Source organism: Rhodococcus sp. KB6 (assembly GCF_001445685.1).
In the GTDB taxonomy this organism is placed as follows: domain Bacteria; phylum Actinomycetota; class Actinomycetes; order Mycobacteriales; family Mycobacteriaceae; genus Rhodococcus_F; species Rhodococcus_F qingshengii.
The window spans coordinates 1-17,538 of record NZ_LNAK01000151.1 but is presented as its reverse complement, the minus strand read 5'-3'; the positions used below and the strand labels follow the sequence as shown (position 1 = coordinate 17,538).

Here is a 17,538-nt window from a genome sequence, read left to right as displayed (position 1 = left end):
TCGGGTGGTGCTGCTTGCGGTGCTTGCCCCGCCGTGGGATCAACATGCGTCAGCCCTCCTGATTCTGTTCAGTTGCGGGAGCATCGGCGGTTGCGGTCGCTGCGCGGCCGGCCTCGGTGCTGGTCGCAGTGGTACCGGTGGCACCGGAACGACGCGGACGGCTCGGACGCTCACGACGCGGGCGATCCCCGGCCGGTGCGGCCGTGTTGGCGGCGAGCTCACGCTTGCCACCGACGATGTCGCCCTTGTAGATCCAGACCTTGACGCCGATGCGACCGAAGGTGGTCTTGGCCTCGTAGAGGCCATAGTCGATGTCCGCACGAAGCGTGTGCAGCGGCACACGGCCTTCGCGGTAGAACTCCGACCGGGACATCTCGGCGCCGCCGAGACGACCGGAGCACTGAACGCGGATTCCCTTGACGTTGGGCTGACGCATGGCCGACTGGATGGCCTTGCGCATTGCACGACGGAAGGCAACGCGGTTCGAGAGCTGCTCGGCCACACCCTGTGCGACGAGCTGTGCTTCAGCTTCTGCGTTCTTGACCTCGAGGATGTTCAGCTGAACCTGCTTGCCGGTCAGCTTCTCGAGCTCGGAGCGGATGCGATCGGCTTCGGCGCCGCGGCGGCCGATGACGATGCCCGGACGTGCAGTGTGGATGTCCACGCGAACACGGTCACGGGTGCGCTCGATTTCGACCTTCGCGATTCCTGCGCGCTCCATGCCGGTGGCGAGGAGCTTACGGATCGCGACGTCTTCCTTGACGTACTCCGCGTACTGCTTGTCTGCGTACCAGCGAGACTTCCAGTCGGTGGTGATGCCGAGACGGAAGCCGTGCGGGTTGATTTTCTGGCCCACTACTGAGCACTTCCCTTCCGGCGATTACGGGTCGATGTTCCGGTCTTCGGCAGGCTCTCCACGATCACGGTGATGTGACTGGTGCGCTTGCGAATACGGAACGCACGTCCCTGTGCACGCGGCTGGAACCGCTTGAGGGTCGCGCCCTCGTCCACGAACGCCGTAGCAACGACAAGCGTGCTGGGGTCGAGGTCGAGGTTGTTCTCGGCGTTGGCTGCTGCGGAGGCGATCACCTTGGCGACCGGCTCGCTCGCTGCCTGCGGCGCGAACTTCAGGATGTTCAGGGCGTCTTCAACCGAGCGCCCGCGGACCAGGTCCACAACTCGACGTGCCTTCATCGGCGTAACGCGAACGTGCTTCGCTACAGCCTTGGCAGTCGGGTTGGCGGTTTCGGTGTTGCTCATCGCCTCTTCGCCTTCCGATCATCCTTGATGTGACCCTTGAACGTGCGGGTCGGTGCAAACTCTCCGAGCTTGTGTCCGACCATGGAGTCGGAAACGAACACGGGGACGTGCTTGCGGCCGTCGTGAACTGCAAACGTGTGGCCGATGAAGTCCGGGATGATTGTCGAACGACGGGACCAGGTCTTGATGACCTGCTTGGTTCCCTTTTCGTTCTGTACATCCACCTTCGCGAGGAGGTGGTCATCGACGAACGGGCCCTTCTTAAGGCTGCGTGGCATCCTTCACTCCCTCCTAGCGCTTGTTCTTGCCGGTGCGGCGGCGACGGACGATCATCTTGTCGCTTGCCTTGTTCTTGCGGGTACGGCCTTCAGGCTTACCCCACGGGCTGACCGGGTGGCGTCCACCTGAGGTCTTGCCCTCGCCGCCACCGTGCGGGTGGTCGACCGGGTTCATCACGACACCACGAACGGTCGGGCGCTTGCCCTTCCAACGCATACGGCCGGCCTTGCCCCAGTTGATGTTCGACTGCTCGGCGTTGCCGACCTCGCCGACGGATGCGCGGCAGCGCACGTCGACGCGACGGATTTCACCGGAAGGCATACGCAGCGTGGCGTAGCTGCCTTCCTTACCGAGGAGCTGGATGCTGGCGCCTGCGGAACGAGCCATCTTGGCTCCGCCGCCGGGACGCAGTTCCACACCGTGGATGGTGGTACCAGTCGGGATGTTGCGCAGCGGCAGGTTGTTGCCCGGCTTGATGTCGGCGCCTGCACCGGACTCGACCGGTGAACCCTGCACCAGGCCCTTGGGGGCAATGATGTAGCGCTTCTCACCGTCTGCGTAATGCAGGAGTGCGATGTTTGCTGTGCGGTTGGGGTCGTACTCGATGTGAGCGACCTTTGCCGGGATGCCGTCCTTGTCGTTGCGACGGAAATCGATCAGTCGGTATGCACGCTTGTGTCCGCCACCCTTGTGACGGGTGGTGATACGACCGTGTGCGTTACGTCCACCGCGACCGTGCAGCGGGCGAACCAGCGACTTCTCGGGGGTCGACCGAGTGATCTCGGCGAAGTCCGAGACGCTCGAGCCACGACGGCCCGGTGTTGTCGGCTTGTACTTACGGATTGCCATGAGTCTTCTCGTCCTCTATGTCTCGTCAAGTCCCGGCGCTTACGCGACCGGTCCTCCGAAGATCTCGATGGGCTTGCTGTCAGCGGACAGGGTCACGAGCGCGCGCTTGGTGTCCTTGCGCTTGCCGTAACCGAATCGGGTCCGCTTACGCTTGCCCTGACGGTTGGCGGTGTTGACGCTGGTCACCTTGACGCCGAAGACCTTCTCGACGGCAATCTTGATCTGCGTCTTGTTCGAGTCCGGGTGCACCAGGAAGGTGTAGGTGCCTTCCTCGATCAGTCCGTAGGACTTCTCGGAGATGACCGGAGCGAGCAGGATGTCGCGGGGGTCAGCGATGGTGCTCACTTGGCGTCCTCCTTGTTCTGAGCGCTCTCTGCGGGCCCGTGGATGAACGCGTTGAGTGCCTCGACGCTGAACACGACATCGTCTGCATTGAGCACGTCGTAGGTGTTGAGCTGGTCGGGTGCAATGGGATGCACGCCTTCCAGGTTCTGCACGCTCTTCCAAGCGGCTACATCCTGGCGACCCACGACGAGCAGCAGCTTCTTGCGATCCGAAATCTCGCCGAGGAACGCGATTGCGCCCTTGGTCGAAGGCGTCTGCCCTGCAACCAGTTCGGTGATGACGTGGATGCGCTCGTTGCGTGCGCGGTCAGAGAGGGCTCCGCGAAGAGCGGCTGCCTTCATCTTCTTGGGGGTGCGCTGGCTGTAGTCACGCGGCTGCGGGCCGTGAACGGTTCCGCCGCCGACGAACTGCGGTGCGCGAGTCGAGCCCTGGCGTGCGCGGCCGGTGCCCTTCTGGCGGTACGGCTTCTTGCCACCGCCGCGGACGTCGCCGCGGGTCTTGGTGGAGTGGGTTCCCTGACGAGCAGCTGCGAGCTGCGCGACGACAACCTGATGGAGAAGCGCGATGTTGGCCGGAGCGTCGAAGATCTCAGCGGGGAGATCGACGGTGCCGTTGGTCTTGCCGCCGGCGACCTTGACGTCCAGGGTCAACTTGGTCTCGGTGCTGGTCATGCCCGTGCACCACCCTTCACTGCACTCTTGACGATCACGAGGCCGCCCTTGCGGCCGGGGATCGCACCCTTGATCAGCAGCAGGCCGTTCTCTGCATCCACCTTGTGGACCGAGAGGTTCTGCGTCGTGATGCGGTCGCTACCCATGCGTCCGGACATGCGCATGCCCTTGAACACGCGGCCGGGAGTTGCACAGCCACCGATGGAGCCCGGGCGGCGGTGAACAGCCTGGGTACCGTGCGACGCGCCCTGTCCCTTGAAGCCGTGACGCTTCATGGTTCCGGCGAAGCCCTTGCCCTTGCTGGTTCCGGTGACGTCGACGTATGCGCCGTCCTCGAAGACCTCGGCGGTGAGCTCCTGGCCGACCTCGTAGTCGGAGGTGTCCGCAACGCGGAGCTCCACTACGTGGCGACGCGGGGTCACACCAGCCTTGGTGAACTGGCCGGAAGTCGGCTTGTTCACCTTGCGCGGGTCGATGGCGCCGAACGCGAGCTGAACGGCGCTGTAGCCGTCACGCTCTTCGGTACGGATCTGGGTTACGACGTTCGGCCCAGCCTTCACGACGGTGACCGGGACAACCCGGTTGTTCTCGTCGAAGACCTGGGTCATGCCGAGCTTGGTGCCCAGGATTCCCTTGATCTTGGTATCAGTCATTGTTTTTGTCTCCGCCGTCACTGAATGTTCACGTCGACACTGGCCGGAAGGTCGATGCGCATGAGCGCGTCAACCGTCTTCGGCGTCGGGTCGAGAATGTCGATCAGCCGCTTGTGAGTACGCATCTCGAAGTGCTCGCGCGAGTCCTTGTACTTGTGCGGCGAGCGGATGACGCAATATACGTTCTTCTCGGTCGGCAACGGCACAGGTCCAACGACGCGGGCACCCGTACGGGTTACCGTCTCGACGATCTTGCGCGCTGACGCGTCGATCGCCTCGTGGTCGTAGGCCTTGAGCCTGATGCGGATCTTTTGTCCCGCCACGCTTAGTGTCCTTTTCTTGCCGCGTTTCGTAGCCCGCCTGGTCAGGCTCGAGCTACCTCGTCTGCACAGTCCTTGCCTGGACGATGACACGACGAACACTGAAGCGATCGGGACCAAGTCCAAGTTCTCGGGAGTACCGAGATTCGGATCGAGATCAGGATCTGCTGCCGCTGTTCGTTTGTCATTGTTCTCCGGTACACGCGGTCGGGCGTGTCGCCTTCTCACTCATCCTGCGCCGGACAATCTTTCGACTATCTGGCACGTGATGCGTACCGGACGTGTTCGATGTCGAACACAAAGTAGGTACTGCTTCCGTCCTGCATTACTTCTCGTCTTGCATGGTCACAGTCGTTGACCCGATTACCCTGACGGGATCTGCGATCGATCGTCTGTGACGTCTTACCCTTACCCGATCACGGCCGCAATCGACCGCGTCCCGGACAAGGCAACCCGACCAGTATGCCGTACCTGGCCCAAATCCTCAACTCCCCCGAACTGCCTTTTCCGAGTGAGCTGCGCGACAACAACCTTACTCAGAAGTAAGATACGCCTATGACTACCTCCAGCCCTACCTATCGCGGATGGCAGAAATTGCCGGACAACGCCCTCGGACATGCAGTTTTCTCGGCGGCGATGTCCATTCGCGTGCCCTATTTCGCCTCTGTTCTCCCCCGGGTGACCAAGTTGGAACCAGGGCTCTGCGAGGTCCGCTCCCCCAAATGGTGGGGCGTCCACAACCATCTCGGCACTTTTCACGCGATCGCTGCCTGCAACCTCGCGGAGGTCGCGATGGGCATGCTGAGCGAAGCGACGGTTCCGAACTCCCACCGCTGGATCCCCAAGTCGATGAAGGTCGACTACCTCGCCAAGGCCGAGACCGGCCTGCGGGCGGTCGCCCGACTCGAGACTTTGCCGGACTTCGCGGCGATCGAGAGTGGCACGGAACTTCTCGTTCCCATCTCGATCTTCGACCGGGGCGGCAAGGAAGTAGTCCACGCCGAAATCACCACCTGGGTCTCCCCCAAGTAGGCACTCACGAACCCGCCTGCATCGCAACCTGATTCGCCCGCCAAACAGGTTTCGCAGAATTAGGCACCACCGCAGGTTTCGGCGAATGACGATCGTGGAACACCTCCCCGAACGGCGATGGTCGGTCGGGGTGCCGGTGTCCGGAGGTGGGTTGCGTTCCGGGCACCACATTGTCGACCTCGCGTCACGCCGAGCACCGGGAGGCCTCGTGGAAGAGTTCTTGACCACAACGAGTTCCGAAGCAGGCACGCAGACCTCGTCGTATCCGGACGAGGCCGAGGGATTGGACAGCTTCCGGCGCGACCTCGACGCCATCGACGCTCTACTTCTCGAGACGGTGCGGCAGCGGCTGGAACTCTGCCTGCGCATCGGCGAGTGGAAGCGCTCCCGCGAGGTTCCGATGATGCAACCCGGCCGCGTCCGCCTCGTGCAGGAGCGGGCGCGTGAATTCGCCCGTAGACACGACCTCTCCCCCGACTTCTTCAACGCCCTGTACGAGCTGATGATTGCCGAGACCTGTCGACTCGAAGACCTGGTGATCAACGCACCTGTTGAGGAGGAGGACACTGTTCGGGAATCCGTCGGACCGAGATCAGGATCATCGACATGAGTTCCCGCACCCTTCTGGTGGACAATTACGACTCGTTCACCTACAACCTGTTCACCCTGTTGACCGAGGTCAACGGGGTTGTGCCGACCGTGGTCCGCAACGACGCGGATTGGGATTCCCTCGATCTCGCGTCGTACGACAACGTGGTCATCTCCCCAGGTCCCGGCCGGCCGGATCGCGACCGTGATTTCGGAATCAGCCGCCGTTTCATCGAAGAAGCGCCTCTCCCACTTCTCGGTGTCTGTCTCGGCCACCAGGGCCTGTGCGAGTTGTTCGGCGCGGACGTGGTGGTTGCGCCCGTCCCGATGCACGGCCGAATTTCGCTGATCGATCACGACGGCTCGGGCATCTTTGCCGGACTTCCGTCGCCGTTCCGAGCTGTTCGCTACCACTCGTTGACCGTCGAGAATCTGCCGAACGCCTTCGTTCGTACCGCGTGGACGTCCGACGGTCTGCTCATGGGTGTCCGGCACCGGACCAAGCCGATGTGGGGCGTTCAGTTCCATCCGGAGTCCATCAGTACCGAGTTCGGCATAGATTTGCTCGCGAACTTCCGCGATCTGTCCGTCGGACGCACTCTGGATTCGGTGATCCGACCCGAACCTGCTCCGCAAACACCCGACCTGCGGCCGGCGATCAACTACGACGTCGACGACGTGACTCTCGATTTTGCAGTGGACCCGTCGGCGGCCTATGCAGCACTGTTCGCCGACGGCCCGAACGCGTTCTGGCTGGACCGCGCGGCAACCGCAGAGCCGAGTGCGCGCTTTTCGATTCTCGGCGATTCGTCGGGGCCGCTGGCCGAGTTCATCACGTACGAGGTGCAAGCCGAGGTACTGACTGTCAGCCGAAAAGGCTTGTCCGACGAGCACATTCGAGTTCCGTTCTTCGATTACTTGGACGCACAACTCGCGACGCGCTTCGTGCCCTCCCATCCGGAACTCGACTTCAACCTCGGCTACGTGGGCTACCTCGGCTACGAACTGAAAGCACAGACCGGAGGAAGGGCAGTCCATCCGGCACCCACTCCTGATGCTGCTCTGGTGTTTGCCGATCGCGCCGTCGTCATCGATCACACCGCGGGCCGCACTCACGTTTTGAGACTGCGCGAGAAAGTCCGGGACGCCGGCTATGACGATTGGCTCGAATCGACCGTCGACACCCTGGCGCGGATCGGCGCGGACCTTCCGGAACGCACCCCCGTTCCGCTGATCAGCGACACCGTCTGGACGCAGGCTCGCCTTCGGCATGATCGCGATCAGTACCTGTCGTTGATCGGAACGGCCCTCTCGGAGATCCGGGCGGGTGAGTCCTACGAGGTGTGTCTGACCAACATGGCGAGCGTCGACGAGACGATCGATGCACAGCAGGCGTTCGAGTATCTGCGCTCGATCAATCCGACGCCGTACAGCGCACTTCTCGACTTCACCGGTATCTCGGTGGTCTCGGCCTCGCCTGAGCGGTTCCTTCGTGTCGACTCGGCCGGCAACGTCGAGTCCAAGCCGATCAAAGGGACCCGCCCGCGCGGCGTCACCCGAGCGCGTGATGCTGCCCTACGGCAGGACCTGCTCGACAGCGAGAAGGACCGCGCCGAGAACCTGATGATCGTGGACCTCACCCGCAACGACCTCACCAAGGTCTGCGTTCCGGGAAGTGTCCACGTTCCGAGGCTGTTCGCGATCGAGTCGTACTCGTCCGTTCACCAAATGGTGTCGACGGTGCGTGGACATCTGAGTCCGGGGTCGTCGGCGGTGGACTGTGTGCGTGCCGCGTTCCCCGGTGGATCGATGACCGGCGCCCCGAAGGTACGGACGATGGAGATCATCGACCGTCTCGAATCCGGCCCACGTGGGGTCTACTCGGGATCGATCGGGTACTTCGCGCTCGGTGGCGCCGCGGACCTCTCGATCGTGATCCGGTCGCTGGTCTGCACCGAGAGCGGCGTGACCTTCGGAATCGGCGGTGCCATCACAGCGTTGTCCGATCCGGAAGAAGAATTCGACGAGACCACGGTCAAGGCGTCCACGCTGCTCCGTGCGCTCGACGCGGTGTCCTCGCGGGTCCTCGAGTACGGCGGGTAGATCCAGCCATGACGGCGTCATCAGGCACAGCGACGGTTGTCGGCGGGCTGGGTGCCGTCGGATCCATGTTCGTCGAACTGCTTCGCGCCGGGGGGTCGACCGTCACCGTCGTCGACCCAGCAGGCAGCGATCCCGACGGAGATGTAGTCGTCGGAGACATCACGAAACCCAGTGAGCAAGTCCTCGCGCACGTGGAGTCCTCGCGCATCATCGTGCTCGCGGTTCCCGAACAGGTCGCTCTAGCCGCACTACCGAGCCTTCGGACATCCGGCGCTCTCGTTGTGGACACGCTGTCGGTCAAATCGCGGATGGACGCAGCAATCGCCGACGCCGGCCGAGAAGGGGAGTTCCTCGGACTCAACCCCATGTTCCGTCCGTCGCTCGGGCCACGCGGTCGGGCCGTCATCGCAGTGCCGTACGTCGGCGGTCCGCAGTCCGACAGATTCCTCGACATCGTGCGCTCGTGGGGCGCGTCGGTCGCGGTGATGGACGCCGATCGTCACGACCGGTTGGCTGCGGCCACCCAGGTTCTGACACACGCGTCGGTGCTGGCTTTCGGCGTTGCCCTGGCTGAACTCGGAGTTTCCGCGGACGAACTCCTCGCGGTCGCCCCTCCCCCGCATCGGACCTTGCTCGCGCTCCTGGCGCGTGTAGCCGGCGGCGAACCGGAGGTGTACTGGGACGTGCAAGCGGGCAATCCGTATGCAGGTGCGACACGAAAAGCACTGTTCGATGCCACCGCACAGGTGGACAGGGCGGCCGAAACCCTCGGCGACTTCACGACGCTGATGAAAACCGCCGACGCAGCGCTCGACAATCGCTCAGGCGAATTGAACGCGGAGTGCCAGAGCTTGTTCGATCGCATTGCCGAAGGGCACAGAGAGATCGCCGAAGGGCACAGAGAGTAGGGCACGATGAGACCTGGAGTGAGTCCGCCCAGCCTCCCAGAGTACGACGCCTCCGATCCGGTCGAGAGTGCAATCGTCCGCCGCCTTGCGAGCAATTGGGCGCGCCGGGCAACCGTGAAGAAGGCGGAGCCGGAACTGGACGATCTCTTCGATTCGTCGCTGTCCGACTACCCCGAAGCACTTCTCCCGTTCGCGGAGCATCCGACCTACCTGGCATTGAGACCCGAGCAGAAGCAACGCCTGCAAGCCTGGGCATGGATCGCGTTCAACAAGAACGTCATGGACATCGAGAAGTACGTCGTCAATCCCGGCTTCGACGTTCTCGCCGAAGACCGACTCGGCGTCGGTCTCGGAGATTGGGCTGCAGTGGCGGTCAATCAGGCGATGGTCGACGAGCAATATCACACGCTCATGCACTTCAATGCCAGTTCAGCGACCCGTCGAGGCAGGGGCTGGGGGCTTCCGGCCAAGGCACTGCCAGACGTCCTGACGGTCCACACGCGGGCGCAAGCCCTCGACGCAGCCGGTGATCCGCGCAAGATCGCGCTGACACAGTTGGCGTTCATGACCGTCGCCGAGGTGTCGATCACCGCATACCTCGACCTGATCTCGGACGACCCGGGCGTGCAGTCGATCAACCGCGCGACCATTCGGTTGCACGCTCGCGACGAGTACTGCCATGCCTCGATTGCCGGGGAACTGGCGGTACTGGTCTGGGATTCCTTGAATCGTGGAGATCGCAGCTATCTACTGGAAGGCTTCGAGGGCGCCATGCGCGCTTTCAGCGGAACCGACTTCGGCGCGTGGCGAGCAATCATGGAGATCGAAGCCATACCCGGCGGACAGAAGATGCTCGATGATGTCGCGTTGGAACCGAGCAACGAACTGTTCGTACAGGATTACAGCGGAATATCGTCCTTGCTCCAAAAGCTACAAGTTACATCAGAAGTAACAATCGCTGCAGATAAATATTCTGCCAGTTAATCCCGTGCAATAAAAGAAATAGTTCGCAACGAACGAGAACCAGCAATAGTCCGCAATTATCGGGCACTCCCGATTTTTCAGCTAGACACGAGCGTTCTCGAATAAATACCGGACGGATTTATCAAGAAAAGACGGGAAGATCCCGCGCCCGCTGCCTCCGACCCAAGACCCGAGACGAGAGTTGTCCGGAATCCTTGTCATAAATTCGATAAAGAGGCCACAAGATTGCATGCAGAATACTGTCTGCTGCAATCAAGAATGTTAACTTCCAATTCGATACACCATGATGCTCGAGGGTTTTCTTCGATGCTCGATTATATCGTGCATACACTCGCGGCGAACTAACTCCACGTCTACCCGAAACCTTTGCGGCCATGCTCGAGATCTGCCCCACTGCGCAACGAACATGCGCCATGCAGAGGGATAGATCGATATCCTCATGAATGTCGGTTCGATCGCTGACCGCACCCCTAACGGCCAACCAAGCCGACCGACGCATGGCCATGTTACTGCCTGGAACTGCAACAACGGGCCGAACCGCCCCCTGAGCCCCGCGACCGAGTCGCCAATTCGTCCATCGGCGCTGAAGGCCGGCGATCGGAGATTCATAAAGGTAAGTCAGGCCAGTTACGCCCGAGAAATCGTCGCGACGCTCGAAGAATTCGTGAACCGCAACGGCCCAGTCTTCCCCCACGATCGTATCCGCGTCGATACGTCCGATAATTTCTCCACTCGCCGCGTCAAACCCTTTGTTTCTCGCATGCACCACCCCGGGGCGGGATTCTTTGAGAAGCCGAACCTTGGGACAACTACTTTGATACTTCTTGATCAACTCGGAAGTGTTGTCCGAGGAATTATTGTCAACGATGATGATTTCGTCGACATATTCACCTTGAGCAATGAGCGCTTCGATGCACGTTTCGATGTATTCAGATTCATTAAAAGCCGGAACAACCACCGACAACGTCGCGTTCGCCATTTCCCAACGGTATCGCGAATCTCTCCACAAGACATCGAGCAGCGGGCCCAGGGGACCAACCGGAAGGAATCGGGGGACTTTCGTCACCGGTCAAATCAAAGACCTCCGGTCCGCGCAACCGAATACCCACCTGCGCAGATGCGCTGAAAATCTATTTGGTCATTCGTTCAATTAGAAGAGATCTTTACGTTACAAAGAATATTTGTGATTCTTGCCACAAGGTGAAATCGAAGGTGAGAGTTGCTGGCAGGAGCCACATACTCCCTCTCACGCGTCCGATTGCCCGAGTGTCGGTTTGACCCTCCGGTAACATCTGAGCGGAGATCACGGATAGAAGACAGAAGGCATCTGTGCGCCCGTCGGGAGCGCGTGCCCGTTCCGACAATGCAGACAGCGGAGTGTTGATGCCCTTTTCCACGGACGCAGCGGTACTAGTGGAGGACGTACACAAGTCCTTCAAGAACGTGCACGCGCTGCGAGGGATCAACTTCACCGCCCCACGTGGGACAGTGCTCGGCATCTTAGGTCCCAACGGCGCAGGCAAGACGACGACGGTGAAGGTCCTCTCCACGCTCATTCGTCCCACCAGTGGACGCGCGATGGTGGCTGGCTACGACGTAGTGCGCAATGCTCCCGAGGTTCGACGCTCCATCATGATGACCGGGCAGTTCGCCGCCCTGGACGATTCACTCACCGGCCGGGAGAACATCGAACTGTTCGGCAGGTTGATGGGTCTCGACCGAATGTCGGCGAAGGTGCGCGCTGCCGACCTGCTCTCTCAATTCGACCTCGTCGAAGCAGGATCTCGAGTAGTGAGGAACTACTCCGGCGGTATGCGCCGACGAATCGATATCGCGTGTGGCCTGGTTGTTCGCCCCGAGGTCGTTTTCCTCGACGAGCCGACCACCGGCTTGGATCCGCGCAGTCGGCAGAGCGTCTGGTCGCTGGTCCAGTCACTGAAGGAGCAGGGAATCACCGTGCTCCTGACAACTCAGTACCTCGAAGAGGCAGATTTACTGAGCGACAACATCATCGTCATCGACAAAGGCGCAGTCATTGCTGAGGGGACTGCTGACCAACTGAAGGCGCGAACCGGCGCAAGCTTCTGCGAGATTGTGCCCGCAGATCTCAAACAGCTGCCTCATGCGGTCCATGCCCTGGGCAATCTGGTCCCCCGCGACTTCAGATTCGATCTGGCACAAGAAAGCGGTCGCATCGCTATCCCCGCACCTGTCGGCGCAGGAACCCTCTCCGAAGCGCTGCGTCGTCTGGACCACGCACGGATTCCGCTTGCAGACATCGCGCTTCGTCGCCCGTCACTCGATGACGTCTTTCTTTCACTCACAGGTGAACAGCACGTAAGCGAGACGCCGTGACGACAACTACAAAATTCGGGGTCGATCAAGTGACTGTCCGCGGGGAAAGTCGCAGCAAGATTGCAGTCCCCGAGGCTTTAAGCGTTGGAAAGCACCGCCGACCGCATCCATCAGCGATCAATCAGTGGTGGGTGCTGACTGCACGCACCGTCAAATCGATGGTCAAGCGCTATGAGCTGCTCGTTGCAGTCATCGCACCGCTGATCTTCACGATCGGGTTCTACCTTCCCTTGAAGTTCGTCATGCAACTTCAAGGGATCAACTACGCGCAGTTCTTGATGCCGATCATTGTCCTGCAGGCGATGGCATTCACATCGATCTCGGCTGCTCAAATGTCTTCGACCGAATCGATCACCGGCTTCAGCAACCGGATGAAAACCATGCCGGTCGTCGGCCCGATCCCGCTGCTGTCCCGTCAATCCAGTGGGTTCGTCAGATCAACAGTCTCGCTTGCTGCCGCATTGGCGTTCGGCCACTTGATCGGTTTTCGATTCTCAGCCGGAGTCGGGCAGGCCGTCTTGTTCTGCGCTGTCGCCCTGGCGTTCAGCACCTGCCTGTCCTTCGCTGGTGACGCCATCGGCTCATTGTCGAAGAGCCCGCAGGCCACCAGTCAAGCGCTGACATTGCCACAGTTGATTCTGGGGATGTTGTCCTGCGGTTTTGCGCCCGAGACCGGCTTTCCCGAGTGGATTCGGCCGTTTGTACGCAATCAACCGGTATCGCAGTTTTCATTCGCCATGCGTGATCTTGCACAAGGCGGAGTCACCTGGAGCGTCCTGTTTCCCGTCGTTGCGTGGACTATCGGGTTGATCGTCGTGTTCGCGCCACTCGCGTTCTGGGCAAGTATGAGGCGGTCATGAACGAACCGACAGATCGATTCATGGCTGTAGTCCGCCCGGTCGAGGGGTTCAACTTCCCTTACCCGGATAAAGCGCTCCCCGAGAACTCGTTCAAGGCGCTGGTCGTGCACAGTGGGATTCAGGCTAAACGCCTGCTGCTCACCTGGCTGCGAGATCCGTCGACGGCCATTCAAGCCCTCATATACCCAGCATTCATGTTGCTCATGTTCCGGGTCGTATTGGGCAATTCGATTACAGCAGCAACCGGCCAGTCGAGTATTTTCGGGACAGTTCCACTGATCATCCTCGTAGGCGCTATGTTCGGGTCGATTGCGAGCGCCGTCGGCCTCAAAGGTGAACGCGCGTCCGGACTGCTGAGTCGATTCTGGACGCTCCCCGCGCATCGCGCCTCGAGTCTCGTCGGACGCATGATCGCAGAAGCAGTCCGAGTTCTTCTCACGTCAATCGTGATTCTCGGCGTCGGCTATCTGCTGGGGTTCCGATTCAATCAAGGTCCGCTGGCGGCCTTCGCGATCTTGGCGTTGCCCGTCATTTTCGGCGTCGGTTTTGCCATGATGGTGACGGCCCTGGCCACTGTCTCCGACAACTTGCCGCTCGTCGAAATCGTATCCATCTCGTGCACACTATTGATGTTCTTCAATTCCGGATTCGTCCCTGTGATGGCCTACCCGAAGTGGCTTCAACCAGTGGTGGCAGAGCAACCGATGTCCGTCGCTATCGACACGATGAGAGGGCTGTCGTTGGGCGGTCCTGTGGCGGAACCCCTCGTCAAGACGCTGATCTGGTCCATCGGCATGATTCTGGTCTTCGTCTACCCAGCAATTCGGGGATACCGACGCGCCGCGGCGATGTCGTAACGAATACAGACCGCAAACCGACTTCACAGTTCGAGAAACAAGTGGCACCAGGGATGAGCATCGATGTACCCGTGCCACGCAACGAGAGGTATCTAACTTGACGCGTACAAGGCAGTCCATGTGGAGGCGCGCTACCGGTGTCGCCGCGGTGACGATGGTGTGCGCTCTGGTTCCGGCCGGTATCGCAACTGCGTCGCCTGTCACTCACCAGGGCGGCGGAGATTCGGTGGAGCCCGTCACGAGTGGTTCTTACGTCGTCTCAGTCGAGCAAGTGAACGATCGCCAAAAGATCGTGAATGTATACGCGGCGTCGATGGACCGCGTTGTTCCAATTCAGGTCATCACTCCTGCCGATGACTCCGCGCCCCGTCCCATCCTTTACTTGCTCAACGGAGCCGGTGGTGGACAAGATTCCGCTACTTGGGAGTACCAGACCGATGTCGTCGACTTCTTCCAGGACAAGAACGTCAACGTCGCGACGCCAGTTGGTGGACGCCTGTCGTACTACACCGACTGGCAGAAGGAAGACCCGAAACTTGGTAAGAACATGTGGAGCACTTTTCTGGGTAAGGAGCTCCCCCCGTTGCTGAACAAGCAACTTGGCAGCAATGGCGAACAGTCGATTGCAGCAATCTCGATGTCGGGTACTTCTGTGCTCAACCTGGCGATCGAGTACCCAGGTTTTTACAACTCCGTTGCCGCATTCAGCGGGTGTGCTCAGACCAGCGATCCGCTCGGCCAGCAGTTCGTCAAGACCACCACGGAGTGGATCGGCGGCGTTGACGACGTGCAGAACATGTGGGGTCCGTTCGACGGCCCCGGTTGGCGGGAACACGACCCCCTTGTGAACGCTGAGAAGCTGCGTGGCACACAGATTTACATGAGCACCGGCAGCGGGCTCCCCGGTTTCCCCAATGACACCCCTGCTAATCCGCGCATCCAGGACGGCCGCGCTGCGATGTTCGACCAGATCGTTGTCGGCAGTCCGATCGAGCTTGCAACCAACCTGTGTACTTCCAACATGGCGAAGCGGCTCTTCGAACTGAATATTCCGGCAGTAGTGGATTTCCGACCAACAGGTACCCATTCATGGGGCTACTGGCAAGACGATCTACACAAGTCCTGGCCATTCATCGCACAGTCTCTGGGCGTCTGATTCAAGTGCCTCGTGCTGGCTTCAACTCCAGCACGAGGCACCGATTAGCTTCATAGGAGGAATCAGCGGTGCGGTTCATTCGGATCATGCTGGTCGTACTGGGAACGTGTTTCCTGCTGTCTGGCACCTCAGTTAGTGCCCTGGCGGATGATCGAGAACCCAGCCCTGGTTTCGCGACTATGGGTCCATCGCCGGCGGGCTCCAACAACTGGAATTGCGTTCCGAGCGCCGATCATCCTCGTCCGGTAGTTCTCATCCATGGAACAACCGCGAACATGGTTGATACCTGGGCTGAACTTTCCCCGCAACTTGCTGATCTCGGCTACTGCGTATTTGCTCTCAATTATGGAGGGGCACGGGAAATCTTCAATCCCAACGCTCTCCAATGGGGTATCAGGGACATTGCGACTTCAGCGAAAGAGCTTGCAACCTTCGTTGATTCAGTTCGCCGTCATACGGGTGCAGGCCAGGTGGATCTCGTAGGCCACTCCCAAGGGGGAGTCGTCGCTCGCCAGTACCTGAAGTTCGACGGTGGTTCGACTCCGGAAGATCCGTCGAAAAACGCCGTCCATTCTCTGGTCACCCTCGGCGCTACCAACCACGGAACGACCTTCGGCGGCTTGCAAGCAAACGCCAAACAACTCTCAGATATGGGGCTTCCTGGAGACCTCTTGGTTCAGGCGATTTGGGGACCAGCCGGTGTTCAACAACTTCAAGGGACACCGCTGTTGACTGAGCTCAATGCGGGCTCGGAAACCCAACCGGGAGTTACATATACCGTAATCGCGACCGCTCACGACCAGATTTCAACCCCTCCGGAAGCTTCGTTCCTTACCGCAGGCCCCAATTCCGTTGTAAACAACGTCTGGGTCCAGGATGGATGCCCAGGCAACACTGCCTCGCATGCGGGGCTGGTTCGTGACGCGCATTCGTTGGACCTCGTAAAATCCGCGCTCGATCCGGAATTCACGCCGATCCCCTGCGCATAGCTGCCCCAGACGTCGAGATGGTCAGCCGCAGCGGTCGAAATCGCACGCTCGACAAACTCCGATCGACAAGCGTGCGCTGTCACGGGTGAACATGACCTCCTACAAGGCCAATCACGAAGAGCGAAGCATACGAGCCTGGCCGTCGCCCGACCAGGCTCGTATACGCCGGTTGATCAATCAGCGGCGCCACCGCGCAACACACGCTCAATGATCAGCCCGATAGCGCGAACGCCTTCAGGAGACATCATCTCCAGGTGGTGAACGTCGACCAATTCATCCGTCAGTTCTCCTTGCGCGTACGGACCCCAAACCTTATCGGCTTGCTTTGCGTCCGAACGATCCAACGAACTCACGAAGGTGATCGGCCCCCCGAACGACTGCGGCCGATGGGCGTTGATCAGCTTCGCCGAAATCGCAATGCTTGTGAGCAACCGCTTGATCGCAGACGCATCGAGTCCGATTCTCTCTCCGTCGACAGCCGTCAAGATCTCTGCAGACCTTTCGACCGACAATTCATCGAGCTTTTCGTTCTCGCCGAAGACAATCCCCATTGCAGCCAACTCAGCGCGCACCTGGACAGCGTGCTCTGATTCGTCGCGTGTTTCCGGCGAACCGTCCAGCAAGATCAACGCCTCAACGATCTCGCCTCGCTTCTCCATCTTCGCCGCAACCGCTTGAGCAATGATCGCGCCGAGCGACCAACCGAGAATTCGGTACGGGCCTGACTGCTGAACCCGGGTGATCTCATCCACGTAGCGATCCGCGTAATCGTCAAGGGATCGTCCTTGGAATGCCTCATCAGTCAGAACAGGGCTCTGCAATCCATAAAGCGGAATCGAACGGTCCACAACAGCCGCCAACGGCGCAAAAGGCCACGCCAGTCCAACGAGTGGATGAACACAGAACAACGGCACATCGCTCCCTGTCGTTCTCAGCGGCAGAAGCGTTCGTAGTGCATCATCGGTTTTCGCATCGAAGCCCACTCGAATTCCGAGTGCAATTCGTTCTGCAAGTTCGCTGACCGTCGAAGTAGCGAAGATGAGTCGCAGTGGGACCTCCACGGAAACTGCTGCGCTCAGCCGAGCAGCAACCCTCGCTGCGACCAATGAGTTGCCACCCAACTCGAAGAAGCTGTCGTCCGCTCCGATGTGCTCGACACCGAGAATCTCCGAAAAGACGCTTGCGACAAGTAGTTCAGCTTCGGTAGTGGGAGCCCGGAACACCGCAACCTCGAACACCGGCTCCGGCAACAACTTCCGATCCAACTTCCCCGAAGCATTGAGCGGCAACGCATCCAACACCACAAACTGCGACGGCACCATATACGAC

At 60.4% G+C, this 17,538-nt stretch carries 20 protein-coding genes; 10 read left to right on the top strand and 10 right to left on the bottom strand.

The annotated features are described in order from the left end of the window. Positions 1 to 49: 49 nt before the first annotated feature. From rpsC to rpsJ, 8 genes are read right to left on the bottom strand one after another with little or no spacing between them, the layout of a single operon-like run. Positions 50 to 856, bottom strand: a complete 807-nt coding sequence (gene rpsC / locus ASU23_RS25700; protein WP_003941003.1) for a 30S ribosomal protein S3 — start codon at positions 854 to 856, stop codon at positions 50 to 52. Next, positions 856 to 1,260 (bottom strand): 50S ribosomal protein L22, encoded by a 405-nt coding sequence (gene rplV / locus ASU23_RS25695; protein ID WP_003940717.1) that lies wholly within the window; start codon positions 1,258 to 1,260, stop codon positions 856 to 858. Before rplV ends, rpsC begins: the two co-directional genes overlap by 1 nt. Next, positions 1,257 to 1,538: a 30S ribosomal protein S19 gene (gene rpsS / locus ASU23_RS25690; protein WP_003940820.1), complete on the bottom strand. Its 282-nt coding sequence runs from the start codon at positions 1,536 to 1,538 to the stop codon at positions 1,257 to 1,259. Before rpsS ends, rplV begins: the two co-directional genes overlap by 4 nt. A gap of 13 nt (positions 1,539 to 1,551) precedes the next feature. Continuing rightward, entirely contained in the window at positions 1,552 to 2,388 is an 837-nt protein-coding gene (gene rplB / locus ASU23_RS25685) for a 50S ribosomal protein L2 (protein WP_003940895.1), read from the bottom strand. A gap of 39 nt (positions 2,389 to 2,427) precedes the next feature. Beyond that, entirely contained in the window at positions 2,428 to 2,733 is a 306-nt protein-coding gene (gene rplW, locus ASU23_RS25680; protein ID WP_003940990.1) for a 50S ribosomal protein L23, read from the bottom strand. Further along, on the bottom strand, positions 2,730 to 3,404 hold the full coding sequence (gene rplD / locus ASU23_RS25675; RefSeq protein ID WP_003940723.1) for a 50S ribosomal protein L4: 675 nt from the start codon (positions 3,402 to 3,404) through the stop codon (positions 2,730 to 2,732). The genes rplW and rplD overlap by 4 nt, the downstream gene beginning before the upstream one ends. Beyond that, entirely contained in the window at positions 3,401 to 4,057 is a 657-nt protein-coding gene (gene rplC / locus ASU23_RS25670; protein WP_003940826.1) for a 50S ribosomal protein L3, read from the bottom strand. The genes rplD and rplC overlap by 4 nt, the downstream gene beginning before the upstream one ends. A gap of 17 nt (positions 4,058 to 4,074) precedes the next feature. Continuing rightward, positions 4,075 to 4,380 carry a 30S ribosomal protein S10 gene (rpsJ, locus tag ASU23_RS25665; RefSeq protein ID WP_003938093.1) on the bottom strand — a complete coding sequence of 102 codons (306 nt, stop codon included), beginning with the start codon at positions 4,378 to 4,380 and terminating at the stop codon, positions 4,075 to 4,077. Between the two features lie 552 nt (positions 4,381 to 4,932). Here rpsJ and ASU23_RS25660 point away from each other — a divergent pair. From ASU23_RS25660 to ASU23_RS25640, 5 genes are all read left to right on the top strand, one after another. Beyond that, entirely contained in the window at positions 4,933 to 5,409 is a 477-nt protein-coding gene (locus tag ASU23_RS25660; RefSeq protein ID WP_003940943.1) for a hotdog fold domain-containing protein, read from the top strand. Positions 5,410 to 5,494: 85 nt separating this feature from the next. Continuing rightward, positions 5,495 to 6,019 carry a chorismate mutase family protein gene (locus tag ASU23_RS25655; protein WP_019747551.1) on the top strand — a complete coding sequence of 175 codons (525 nt, stop codon included), beginning with the start codon at positions 5,495 to 5,497 and terminating at the stop codon, positions 6,017 to 6,019. Continuing rightward, on the top strand, positions 6,016 to 8,100 hold the full coding sequence (gene pabB / locus ASU23_RS25650; protein ID WP_058039010.1) for an aminodeoxychorismate synthase component I: 2,085 nt from the start codon (positions 6,016 to 6,018) through the stop codon (positions 8,098 to 8,100). The genes ASU23_RS25655 and pabB overlap by 4 nt, the downstream gene beginning before the upstream one ends. Before the next feature lie 8 nt (positions 8,101 to 8,108). Continuing rightward, positions 8,109 to 9,008, top strand: a complete 900-nt coding sequence (locus tag ASU23_RS25645) for a prephenate dehydrogenase dimerization domain-containing protein (RefSeq protein ID WP_058039009.1) — start codon at positions 8,109 to 8,111, stop codon at positions 9,006 to 9,008. Between the two features lie 6 nt (positions 9,009 to 9,014). Next, positions 9,015 to 9,992, top strand: a complete 978-nt coding sequence (locus tag ASU23_RS25640; protein WP_058039008.1) for a diiron oxygenase — start codon at positions 9,015 to 9,017, stop codon at positions 9,990 to 9,992. 121 nt (positions 9,993 to 10,113) lie between these two features. On the opposite strand, the gene ASU23_RS25635 is transcribed toward ASU23_RS25640, so the two are convergent. After that, positions 10,114 to 10,971, bottom strand: a complete 858-nt coding sequence (locus ASU23_RS25635) for a glycosyltransferase family 2 protein (protein WP_058039007.1) — start codon at positions 10,969 to 10,971, stop codon at positions 10,114 to 10,116. A 404-nt stretch (positions 10,972 to 11,375) separates the two neighbouring features. Here ASU23_RS25635 and ASU23_RS25630 point away from each other — a divergent pair, with 404 nt between their 5' ends. The 5 genes from ASU23_RS25630 to ASU23_RS25610 all read left to right on the top strand — a co-directional run bounded on the left by ASU23_RS25630 (position 11,376) and on the right by ASU23_RS25610 (position 16,209). Continuing rightward, complete coding sequence (locus ASU23_RS25630; RefSeq protein WP_020969036.1) at positions 11,376 to 12,347, top strand: daunorubicin resistance protein DrrA family ABC transporter ATP-binding protein; 972 nt, start codon at positions 11,376 to 11,378, stop codon at positions 12,345 to 12,347. Beyond that, entirely contained in the window at positions 12,344 to 13,207 is an 864-nt protein-coding gene (locus ASU23_RS25625; RefSeq protein ID WP_054781949.1) for an ABC transporter permease, read from the top strand. The genes ASU23_RS25630 and ASU23_RS25625 overlap by 4 nt, the downstream gene beginning before the upstream one ends. Continuing rightward, positions 13,204 to 14,064: an ABC transporter permease gene (locus tag ASU23_RS25620; RefSeq protein WP_058039006.1), complete on the top strand. Its 861-nt coding sequence runs from the start codon at positions 13,204 to 13,206 to the stop codon at positions 14,062 to 14,064. The genes ASU23_RS25625 and ASU23_RS25620 overlap by 4 nt, the downstream gene beginning before the upstream one ends. Before the next feature lie 118 nt (positions 14,065 to 14,182). Next, positions 14,183 to 15,220: an alpha/beta hydrolase family protein gene (locus tag ASU23_RS25615; RefSeq protein ID WP_058039005.1), complete on the top strand. Its 1,038-nt coding sequence runs from the start codon at positions 14,183 to 14,185 to the stop codon at positions 15,218 to 15,220. Positions 15,221 to 15,306: 86 nt separating this feature from the next. Continuing rightward, positions 15,307 to 16,209, top strand: coding sequence for a triacylglycerol lipase (locus ASU23_RS25610; RefSeq protein WP_064443511.1), 903 nt, complete (start codon positions 15,307 to 15,309; stop codon positions 16,207 to 16,209). 173 nt (positions 16,210 to 16,382) lie between these two features. On the opposite strand, the gene ASU23_RS25605 is transcribed toward ASU23_RS25610, so the two are convergent. Further along, positions 16,383 to 17,538: thioesterase domain-containing protein (locus tag ASU23_RS25605; RefSeq protein ID WP_253741483.1), on the bottom strand; the 1,156-nt coding region annotated here is incomplete at its 5' end.

Coding starts and splice junctions, on each gene's coding strand:
- rplV (WP_003940717.1), bottom strand. CDS start 1,260: ATGAGCAACACCGAAACCGCCAACCCGACTGCCAAGGCTGTAGCGAAG.
- rpsS (WP_003940820.1), bottom strand. CDS start 1,538: ATGCCACGCAGCCTTAAGAAGGGCCCGTTCGTCGATGACCACCTCCTC.
- rplB (WP_003940895.1), bottom strand. CDS start 2,388: ATGGCAATCCGTAAGTACAAGCCGACAACACCGGGCCGTCGTGGCTCG.
- rplD (WP_003940723.1), bottom strand. CDS start 3,404: ATGACCAGCACCGAGACCAAGTTGACCCTGGACGTCAAGGTCGCCGGC.
- rplC (WP_003940826.1), bottom strand. CDS start 4,057: ATGACTGATACCAAGATCAAGGGAATCCTGGGCACCAAGCTCGGCATG.
- ASU23_RS25660 (WP_003940943.1), top strand. CDS start 4,933: ATGACTACCTCCAGCCCTACCTATCGCGGATGGCAGAAATTGCCGGAC.
- ASU23_RS25655 (WP_019747551.1), top strand. CDS start 5,495: ATGACGATCGTGGAACACCTCCCCGAACGGCGATGGTCGGTCGGGGTG.
- pabB (WP_058039010.1), top strand. CDS start 6,016: ATGAGTTCCCGCACCCTTCTGGTGGACAATTACGACTCGTTCACCTAC.
- ASU23_RS25645 (WP_058039009.1), top strand. CDS start 8,109: ATGACGGCGTCATCAGGCACAGCGACGGTTGTCGGCGGGCTGGGTGCC.
- ASU23_RS25640 (WP_058039008.1), top strand. CDS start 9,015: ATGAGACCTGGAGTGAGTCCGCCCAGCCTCCCAGAGTACGACGCCTCC.
- ASU23_RS25635 (WP_058039007.1), bottom strand. CDS start 10,971: ATGGCGAACGCGACGTTGTCGGTGGTTGTTCCGGCTTTTAATGAATCT.
- ASU23_RS25630 (WP_020969036.1), top strand. CDS start 11,376: ATGCCCTTTTCCACGGACGCAGCGGTACTAGTGGAGGACGTACACAAG.
- ASU23_RS25620 (WP_058039006.1), top strand. CDS start 13,204: ATGAACGAACCGACAGATCGATTCATGGCTGTAGTCCGCCCGGTCGAG.
- ASU23_RS25615 (WP_058039005.1), top strand. CDS start 14,183: ATGTGGAGGCGCGCTACCGGTGTCGCCGCGGTGACGATGGTGTGCGCT.
- ASU23_RS25610 (WP_064443511.1), top strand. CDS start 15,307: ATGCTGGTCGTACTGGGAACGTGTTTCCTGCTGTCTGGCACCTCAGTT.